The following is an 8964-nucleotide window of genomic DNA, read 5'->3' on the forward strand; positions in this document are numbered from 1 at the left end:
GTAGAGGCTAGATGGCGGTCCCGATCTTCCACACGGGATGGTCGCCATGCTGCGGTTGGGGATTGGTCACGAGTTCGCGCAGCGAGGTGTAGACGGCTCGGTGGTCGTCGGCGCCCAAGGTCGCGAGGGCATGGTTGGCGATGTCGGCCAGCACCGCGCGGTATGTCATGTGTCGCGCGCCGCCTTGGTGACGATGGCGTCGAATTCCTCGAACGACATGTTCGTCATGTCGCCGATGACAACCGGCGGTTTGCCGGAAGCGGCGGCGGCGGCCTTCGCCTCGGCGATCTCCCGGGCGATCTCGGCGGCCTCCAGGCGGGCGTACTCTTCGGCATCCTCGGGCGAGATGAGGACAGCGGTGGGCCGGCCGTGGTCGGTGATCGCGATCCGTTCGTGGCCGTGCCGGGCGCGAGCCGCCAGTTCGCGCAGCTGTCTGCGGGCCTCGGTCATCCCTACCGTCATCATGGGCATAGTGTAATTAATTCACTTAGTGGCACATTGGGTGCCTGCCGAATACCGAGCCACCCCACGCCTGCGTGCTACCGTTTTGGATCCAGTTCCGGGCAGTTCAGGGTGGGAGGCGTTGTGGCCGAGGTGGGGTCGCGGCCGCCGACCGCGCAGCAGTTCGTGTTGGCCGAGGTGCGGCGGGCTATTACGGCTGGGGAGTTGGTGCCGGGGTCCGCCATTCGGCAGGAGGCTTTGGCCGAGCGGTTGGAGGTCAGCCGGGTTCCGTTGCGCGAGGCCTTGAAAACGCTTGAGGGCGAGGGCCTTGTCACCTATCGAGCGCATCGGGGGTATCGGGTCGTCGAGTTGTCGATGGCTGATCTGCGCGAGGTGTATCGGCTGCGGGAGATTCTTGAGGCCGAGGCGGTGCGTGCCGCGGTGCTTTTGCTCGACGATGCGGTGTTCGGGCGGTTGGAGGCCGCGCAGGCTGAGGTGGAGCGGGCTGCCGAGGACGGTGCCGTCGCGGAGATGGCGGCGGCCAATCGGCGCTTCCACTTCGCGTTGTTCGAGGCGGCGGGGATGCCGCGGCTGGTCCGGATCATCGGCACGCTGTGGGACAGCACCGATGCCTACCGCTCCCTCTACTACGCGGGCGACGAGAACCGGCGGCACGTCGTGGCCGAGCATCGGGCCGCGTTGGCGGCGTTGCGTGCCGGGGACGCCGAGGGTGCCGTGCGGTGGTTCGACCGGCATCGGGCGGCTGCGGTGGAGACGTTGGCGGGACAGATAGAGAGTTAGGCCAAGGGCTGCTGGAGAGTTAGGCCGGCGGCTGCGTCAGCCACTCCCGGATGGCGCTGCCATCGGCGTCCAGTGCGGGCGGCGCAGCCCGGTAGGCGGCAGGCGTCGCGCTGAAGTGCACCGGATACGTGGTCTGCCGCACGCCCCCGACGTCCACAGCCGCGTTTAGTCCCAACCGGTCGGCGAGCGCGAAGGCGTCGGCGACGTCGTTGATCGGACCGCACGGCACGCCGGCCTCCGTCAACGTGCTGAACCACTCCTCCGCAGGTCTGGCAGCCAGCCGCTGATTCAGTTCCGCGATCAGCGCGTCGCGGTGCGCGACCCGCGATGTGTTCGTTGCGAAGCGTGGGTCGGCGGCGAGCGTTGGGGCGTCGAGCGCTGTGCACAGGCTGTGGAATTGCCGGTCGTTCCCGGCGGCGATCACCATAGGCCGGTCGGCGGCGTCGAAGACCTCGTACGGCGCGATGCTCGGGTGCCGGTTCCCCATCGCGCGCGGCACCACGTCGGCCGCCAGGTACGCCGAGGCGTGGTTCACCATCCCCGACAGCAGCGACGTCAGCAGTGACACCGACACCCGCTGCCCCTCGCCGGTGGCGTCGCGGTGCCGCAGCGCCGCCAGGATCCCGAACGCCGCGTGCAGCCCGGTGATCACGTCCACCAGCGCGACGCCGGCCTTCGCCGGGTGCCCCGGCTCGCCGGTGACGCTCATCAGCCCGCCGACCGCCTGGACCAGCAGGTCGTAGCCCGGGAGCGTCGCGCCCGCGCCGTCGCCGAACCCGGTGATCGAGCAGTAGACGATCCCCGGACTCTGCTCCCGCAGCTGTTCGTAGCCCAGGCCCAGGCGCTCCATCGTGCCCGGCAGGAAGTTCTCCACCACCACGTCGGCGCGCCGTATCAGCTCCTGCGCCAGCGCCACGTCCTGCGGCGACCGCAGGTCCAGCGCGATCGAGCGCTTGTTGCGGTTCACGCTCTGGAAGTACGTCGCCGTCCCGTCCGGGGCGAACGGCGGGCCCCAGGCCCGGGTGTCGCCGCCGCCGGGACGCTCCACCTTCACCACGTCCGCGCCGAGGTCGGCCAGGAGCATGGTCGCGTAGGGGCCGGCCAGGACCCGGCTGAAGTCCGCGACCAGGACGCCGTGCAGCGGGGGATTCATGGCGGTCACCATACTGGATCCAAAATCCATTCTGTGGTGGAGTGGTCCCATGCCCTCGAAGCCTGTGTCCCCCCTCGACCTCTTCGCGATCGACGGCCTCCTGGACGGCGAGGAGCGCGCGATGCGCGACCTGGTCCGCTCCTACGGCACCCGCGAACTGCGCCCGCACGTCGCCGACTGGTTCGAAGCCGGAGCGCTGCCCGTCCGCGACATCGCCCGCGGCCTGGGCTCCCTCGGCGTCCTCGGCATGCACCTGCACGGCTACGGCTGCGCCGGGACCAGCGCCCTGACGTACGGCCTGGCCTGCATGGAGCTGGAGGCCGTCGACTCCGGCCTGCGCTCGCTGGTCTCCGTGCAGGGTTCGCTGGCCATGTTCGCGATCTGGCGCTACGGCTCCGAGGAGCAGAAGCAGACCTGGCTGCCGCGCATGGCCGCCGGCGAGGCGATCGGCTGCTTCGGGCTGACCGAGCCCGACTTCGGCTCCAACCCGGCCGGGATGCGCACCACCGCCAAGCGCGAGGGCGAGGGCTGGGTCCTCAACGGCACCAAGATGTGGATCACCAACGGGTCGGTGGCCGAGGTCGCCGTGGTGTGGGCCGGGACCGAGGACGGGATCCGGGGCTTCGTCGTGCCCACCGACACCCCCGGGTTCAGCGCGCCGGAGATCAAGAAGAAGCTCTCGCTGCGCGCCAGCGTCACCAGCGAGCTGGTGCTGCAGGACGTCCGGCTGCCGGCCGACGCGGTGCTGCCCGAGGCCGCTGGCTTGTCCGGCCCGCTCGGCTGCCTGGACGAGGCGCGCTTCGGCATCGTGTTCGGGGCGCTCGGCGCGGCCCGCGACTGCCTGGAGGCGGCGATCGCCTACTCGCTGGACCGCGAGGTCTTCGAACGGCCGCTGGCCGGCTTCCAGCTCACCCAGCAGAAGCTCGCCGACATGGCGCTGGAGCTCGGCAAGGGCATGCTTCTGGCGCTGCACCTGGGCCGGCTGAAGGACGCCGGCAAGCTGGACCCGCGGCAGGTGAGCCTGGGCAAGCTGAACAACGTGCGGGAGGCGCTGGCCATCGCGCGGGAGTGCCGGACCATCCTGGGCGCCAACGGGATCACGCTGGAGTATCCGGTGCTGCGGCACGCCAACAACCTCGAGTCCGTGCTCACCTACGAGGGTACGAGCGAGATCCACAGCCTGGTGATCGGCCGGGCGCTGACGGGGGTTTCGGCGTTCGCGTGAGCGTTCGTGTGGGCATTCGTCTGGGCGTTCGTGTGGGCGTCGTGGGAGCGCGACGCGAGAGTGTCCGGACTCGATCTTGTAGGGCGCTGATGCTTGGTCGGGCACTGTCCGCCGAATAGTGTGTGGGACGTGCTGAGCAGCGAGCCACCGAGGGCTGATGAGGGGGACGGCGTCGGCGGCCGGCGTCACGCGTCTGGCGGGACCGGGGTTTGGCCGGGCCGGCCGGCTGGAAACCCGGCAGGCATGCGTGGGTCACTGCTTCGTCGGAGTGTCACTGTCGCCGCGTCGTGCGCGGCGCTCGTCGCCGGGGGTGTCGGCGGCGCCGGTGGCGCGATGGCCGCTCCTGCTCCGACGCCCACGCCACCGTCTCCCAGCTCCACGCCGCTCGGGCCGACGGTGACCAGTCCCGGGACCCCGCCGATCCCGCCGGACGTCCAGGCCGGGTCGTTCGTGCTGGCCGACGAGGCCACCGGCACCATCCTGGCCGAGCGCGCCCCGCACGAGCGGCTGCGTCCCGCCTCGACTCTCAAGATCCTGACAGCGCTCGCGCTGATGCCCCGGCTGGACCCGGCGCAGGTCCACCTCTCGGTGCCCAGCGACATCGCGGCGCTGGGCGCCACCGAGCCCGGCGCGAGCGCGGTCGGCATCAAGCCGGGGCTGTCGTACCGGGTGTCCGATCTGTGGAACGGGGTGTTCCTGCGTTCCGGCAACGACGCCATCGCCACACTGGCGGTCATGGCCGGCGGCGAGGGGCAGACCGTGAACCTGATGCGCCAGACCGCGCAGCGGCTGCACGCGAACGACACGGTCGTGGTCAACGCCGACGGCTACGACGCCGACGGCCAGGTCTCCAGCGCCTTCGACCTGGCGCTGATGGCGCGGGCGGGTCTTCAGGATCCGGGTTTCCGTGCCTACTGCTCGATGGAAAGAGCCAAGTTCCCGTCGGTCAACGGCACCACGTTCGAGATCGACAACGAGAACCGGCTGCTCGGCAAGTACCCGGGCATGATCGGGGTGAAGAACGGCTACACGTCGCTGGCGCACCACACCTTCGTCGGTGCCGCGCAGCGCAACGGCCGCACGCTCGTGGTCTCGGTGTTCGACGCCGGCATCGACATCTATCAGCAGACGGCGAAGCTGCTCGACTGGGGCTTCGCGGTGCCGGCGACCGCGGCCGGGGTGGACCAGCTGGCGCCGCCGGATCCGTTGCAGAAGTCGACCGTTCCGGACGAGACGCTGCCGCCGCCGGACGCGCTGCACGCGAAGAAGCGCGATGTGCTGACGGGGGCCGACGGGAGCATCCCGACGTCGGCTGCCGCCGCCTCGTCGCCGCACAAGCGGGGCGGCTCCACGGTGCTGGGCGACGCGTTCGAGACGTTGCTCTACGTGCTCGGGTTCCTGGTGTGCTCGGTCGTGGCGTTGCGCGCGCGGGTGTTGTGGAAGCAGCGCAAGCAGCGGTGAGGCGGCTTGGCTTGTGAGGTGCTTGGCTTGTGCGGCTCAGGACGCCGACGCGGATGAAGACGCCGCCGCCGACGCCGACTCACGCAGGAACAACCCGATCGAGTTGACGCAGTAGCGCCACCCGCCGAGTTCCTCGGGCGCGTCCTGGAACAGGTAGCCGAGGTGCGATCCGCAGGTGGCGCAGCGGATCTCGGTGCGCAGCATGCCCTGCGAGCGGTCCTCGTGGGTCTCGATGAGGTCGTCGGTGATCGGGCCGGAGAAGGCGGCCCAGCCGCACTCGGCGTTGAACTTGGACTGCGAGCCGAACAGCGCGGTGTCGCAGCCTCGGCACAGGTAGATGCCCGTGTTGTCGTTCTCGACGTAATCGCCGGACCACGGGTTCTCGGTTCCGAACTCGCGCAGGGTCTTGTAGGCGGCCGGTCCCAGATGCTGCCGCCACTCTGCCTCGGTGCGCTCGACCTTGTACACCATGTAGTCGAGCCTACTCATGTGACGCGCGGGCGCCAGGGTTTTGGAGATGCGCTACCGTCGGCGGCCTGCTCCTGAGAGTGGTTTTCGGCAAACCGCCGGGTAGCGTCGCGAACAGGGCGAATGCATGTACGAACTCGTATTCGCCGCAGGGCTTGGTGATACGCACTGCGGCGAATCAGGCGTCGAATGCCTGAGGGGGAGGCGGTCGGCGGAAAGCGGTCGTCTCCCCGTTGTGGGGCATCGGAATCTGCGCGGGATCGGGACCCTGCTTCGCTAGTTTCGCCAGCATCTGCCGTACTTTCGGGTCCCGGTTCTTCTCGGCGGCCTTGTACAGCTTGTCCAGGCGGTCTGGGAGATCGGCGTCGTCGGCGGGCTGCGTGGGTTCGGTGGGTTCTGTGTGTTCGGCGCGGCGGGGGTTTCCCTGCGGGCGTGACCCGACGTAGCGGATCGGTACTTCGGGCAGCTTGTACTGGCGCGTGAAGCGTGCGACCACGTCGGCGATCCGCGTCGGCTCGCCGAGGTCGAGGGTGTGGACCTCGCCGCCGGTGGCCGCGCGTGCGGCTTCCAGCGCCAGGGCGACGGCTTCCTCGACGGTTGCGAAGCTGCGCGTCGCGTCCGGGTGCGTGATGGTCACCGGGCCGCCGGCGCGGATCTGGTCGGCCAGGACGGTCAGGAGTGAGTCGTGGGCGTCGAGGGCGTCGCCGATGCGGACGGCGGTGAAGACGGTGCTCGTGTGCTTCTTCGCATTCTTGGCCGCGGCGGCGCGGATGACGGCCTCAGCCGCTCGCTGGGAGGCGCCGAGCATCGATGCCGGATCCGCGTCGGTCGAGATCCGTACGAAGCGCTCTGTGCCGTGTCTGGCCGCCGCGCGAGCCAGGTTGTCGGTGCTCAGGACGTTCGCCCTCACGCCCAGGCTCGGGCGGCGCTCCAGGACCGATGCCTGCCTGAGTCCGGCGGCGTGGAAGACCACCTCGGGGCGGAGGTCGCGGAAGGTGCGGTCGGTCTGGTCGCGGTCGGAGAGGTCCGCGGTCAGCAGCGTGGCGTACAGGTCCGGGCGGAGGCGGTGCAGGGCGGATTCGTCGCCGTCGAGGAGGAAGAGTTCGCCGGGGTTGAAGGCGTGCAGGTGGCGGCTGAGCTCGGCGCCGAGAGCGCCGGCGGCGCCGGTGACCAGGATCCGCTTGCCGGTGACGATCTCCTTGACCTCCGGGGAGACCACGTGTGGTTCCGGGCCGTCGATCAGTGCCCTGATGTCCAGGGGACGCAGGTCGGAGGTTGCCGCTTCTCGGGGCAGGTAGGCGGCGTGCCAGGGCAGGTACCGGACGACGGCTCCCGCGCCGATCGCCGCGGTGGTCAGTTCGCGGATCCGCGCGGTCGGCAGGCCGGGGATGGCCAGCAGTACGGCTTCGGCCTCGTGCTCGGCTACGAGGTGCGCCAGTTCCGCGAGGGTGCCGAGGAGGGGCAGGGCGAGTTCGGGCAGCGCGTCTCGGTTGGCGAAGGGGTCGCGGGCATCGTCCACGAAGCCGATCGGCCGCAGCTCACAGCCCTCGGCGCCGTGCGAGCCCGCAGCGCCGCGCAGGTCCCGGGCCAGCGCCCGGCCGGCCCGTCCGGCGCCGACGACCAGCGTGCGCAGTACGGCGGGTGGCCGGATCCAGGAGACGGGTCCCTGCGACCCGTCCCATGGTGCCTCGGCCTGTCCGGTCATCGTTCCTCGCGGTGCCTGGCGCCGTCAGCGGGGGTCTTCCCCGATTCCGGCGCGTCGGGCCACCGCCACGGCGGCCAGCGTGGAGTGTACGCCGAGCTTGCCCAGGACGTTCTGCATATGCGTGCGGACCGTGTTGGGCGACAGGAACAGGTGCTGGGCGATGGAGGCGCGGGTCATGCCCGAGACCATGCACTGCAGCACCTCGCGCTCGCGCGGGGTGAGCGCGCCGACCAGGGTCTCGTGCTCGTTGCGCTCCTGTTCGGCGGCCATCAGGTCGCTCAGGACGTAGGTCAGCAGGCGGGGCGGGATGTGCGTCTCGTCGCGCAGGACGCCGCGGACCACCTGGAGCAGGTGCTCCACGGAGCCGTCCTTGGCGACCCAGGCGTTCACGCCGCCGCGGACCGCCTCGGCGACCCGCTTCTCCTCCTCGCCGGCGGTGACCATGACGATGCGGACGTCGGCGTGGCCGGCCCGGATCTCGGCGGCGAAGCGGATGCCGTCGCGGCCGTCGAGGTCCACGTCGAGCAGGACCACGTCCGGCCGGCGTTCGTCGATCAGCCGGCGGGCGCCGTCGATGGAGGTGGTGGCGGCCACCCCGAACCCGGGCTCGGCACGCAGGCGCGAGGCCAGGGCCTCGGCGAAGGTGCGGTGGTCGTCGACGACAAGGATTCGGACCTCCCCGAGGCCCGTGACGTCGAGGCGCTCCTCGAGGCGTTCCTCGAGTCCGATCGTGGAGGCGTCAAGCATGCTCCCCATCCTTGCAAGCCGGCGGTGCGGCGCCCACCACCATGGTGTGGAGCCGCCGATACTCCAAATGACGTAGACGCTTGTCTAGACGGGCCCGGGCATCCCGGACCCGGCGGTCACTGCGTGGCGCCGAGGCGGTCGACCGCGCCGACCCGGGCCACGATGGCCGAGGCCTCGACGCGCGAGTGCGCACCCAGCTTGACCAGCACGTTCTGCACGTGCGTACGGGCCGTGGACTGCGCGATGTCCATGGCGCGGGCGATCTGCTTGGTGGACTCGCCCTCGACGATGCGGCGTAGTACCTCGCGCTCGCGCGGGGTCAGGTAGCGGAGCGTGCGCTCGGCCTGGTCGACGTCCGGAGCCTTGAGATGTCGAACCGCCGCGCGCAACAACTCGGGATCCACCGCGACCTCGCCGGCCGCGACCCGCTCCAGGATCTGCACGATGCCGTCGATCCGCTGGTCCTTGCGCGTGAAACCGGACACGCCGAGGTCCAGGGCGGCACTGACGATCGCCGGATCGTCGGTCGCCGAGACCATCAACACCTTGGTGCGCGGATGCCGCTCCAGCACGGCCCGCGCCAGCTCCAGACCAGCGGTGACCATCCGGCTGTTCGGCCGCGACACCGGGAACGCCTGCTCGCCGGCGGTCGCCAGCGGCGAGGCGGCGGCGCGTGCCGAGACCGTCATCGGGAAGTGCACGTCCAGCATCAGGATGTCCGGATCCAGGGACGCCACGGCGGCCAGCCCCTGCGCCGGGCTCGAGGTCACGGCCTCGACCTGGTAGCCCTTGGCGGCCAGCGAGGCGGCCAGGGACTCGGTGAGCAGGGTGTGGTCGTCGCAGAGCACGATCCTGGCGGGCATCAGAAAGCGCCTCCTGGGAGCAGGGAGAGCTGGACCGAGGCGACCGGCTGCAGCGCCGAGGCGGGGATGCGCGGGGGGTGGGTCAGGTTCGCCTGGGAGG

10 protein-coding genes are annotated in these 8964 nt (G+C 70.6%); 3 read left to right on the forward strand and 7 right to left on the reverse strand.

The window, feature by feature from the left end; all coding sequences use genetic code 11:
* Window positions 1–7: 7 nt before the first annotated feature.
* Window positions 8–169: a hypothetical protein gene (locus GWK61_RS50165; RefSeq protein WP_194920957.1), complete on the reverse strand. Its 162-nt coding sequence runs from the start codon at window positions 167–169 to the stop codon at window positions 8–10.
* Window positions 166–471, reverse strand: a complete 306-nt coding sequence (locus GWK61_RS50170; protein WP_323748131.1) for a type II toxin-antitoxin system Phd/YefM family antitoxin — start codon at window positions 469–471, stop codon at window positions 166–168. The genes GWK61_RS50165 and GWK61_RS50170 overlap by 4 nt, the downstream gene beginning before the upstream one ends.
* A 114-nt stretch (window positions 472–585) precedes the next feature.
* On the opposite strand from GWK61_RS50170, the gene GWK61_RS50175 reads away from it, so the two are divergent.
* Window positions 586–1242 (forward strand): GntR family transcriptional regulator, encoded by a 657-nt coding sequence (locus GWK61_RS50175; RefSeq protein ID WP_194920959.1) that lies wholly within the window; start codon window positions 586–588, stop codon window positions 1240–1242.
* Window positions 1243–1261: 19 nt separating this feature from the next.
* Here GWK61_RS50175 and GWK61_RS50180 read toward each other — a convergent pair whose 3' ends face one another.
* The gene (locus tag GWK61_RS50180) at window positions 1262–2395 is read right to left on the reverse strand and encodes a CaiB/BaiF CoA transferase family protein (protein WP_228564291.1); all 1134 of its coding nucleotides are present in this window, start codon (window positions 2393–2395) and stop codon (window positions 1262–1264) included.
* Window positions 2396–2444: 49 nt separating this feature from the next.
* On the opposite strand from GWK61_RS50180, the gene GWK61_RS50185 reads away from it, so the two are divergent.
* Entirely contained in the window at window positions 2445–3620 is a 1176-nt protein-coding gene (locus GWK61_RS50185) for an acyl-CoA dehydrogenase family protein (protein WP_194920964.1), read from the forward strand.
* Between the two features lie 243 nt (window positions 3621–3863).
* Window positions 3864–5081, forward strand: a complete 1218-nt coding sequence (locus tag GWK61_RS50190; RefSeq protein WP_194920965.1) for a D-alanyl-D-alanine carboxypeptidase family protein — start codon at window positions 3864–3866, stop codon at window positions 5079–5081.
* Window positions 5082–5117: 36 nt separating this feature from the next.
* On the opposite strand, the gene msrB is transcribed toward GWK61_RS50190, so the two are convergent.
* The 4 genes from msrB to GWK61_RS50210 all read right to left on the reverse strand — a co-directional run bounded on the left by msrB (window position 5118) and on the right by GWK61_RS50210 (window position 8864).
* A complete protein-coding gene (gene msrB / locus GWK61_RS50195) occupies window positions 5118–5552 on the reverse strand; it encodes a peptide-methionine (R)-S-oxide reductase MsrB (protein ID WP_194920966.1) in 435 nt (144 codons plus the stop codon).
* A gap of 175 nt (window positions 5553–5727) precedes the next feature.
* Complete coding sequence (locus GWK61_RS50200; RefSeq protein WP_194920967.1) at window positions 5728–7254, reverse strand: polysaccharide biosynthesis protein; 1527 nt, start codon at window positions 7252–7254, stop codon at window positions 5728–5730.
* A 24-nt stretch (window positions 7255–7278) separates the two neighbouring features.
* Window positions 7279–8001 carry a response regulator gene (locus tag GWK61_RS50205; RefSeq protein ID WP_228564292.1) on the reverse strand — a complete coding sequence of 241 codons (723 nt, stop codon included), beginning with the start codon at window positions 7999–8001 and terminating at the stop codon, window positions 7279–7281.
* Between the two features lie 116 nt (window positions 8002–8117).
* Window positions 8118–8864: a LuxR C-terminal-related transcriptional regulator gene (locus tag GWK61_RS50210; RefSeq protein ID WP_194920968.1), complete on the reverse strand. Its 747-nt coding sequence runs from the start codon at window positions 8862–8864 to the stop codon at window positions 8118–8120.
* Window positions 8865–8964 lie beyond the last annotated feature (100 nt).

It is taken from the genome of Catenulispora rubra (genome assembly GCF_015356825.1).
Taxonomy (GTDB): Bacteria; Actinomycetota; Actinomycetes; order Streptomycetales; family Catenulisporaceae; genus Catenulispora; species Catenulispora rubra.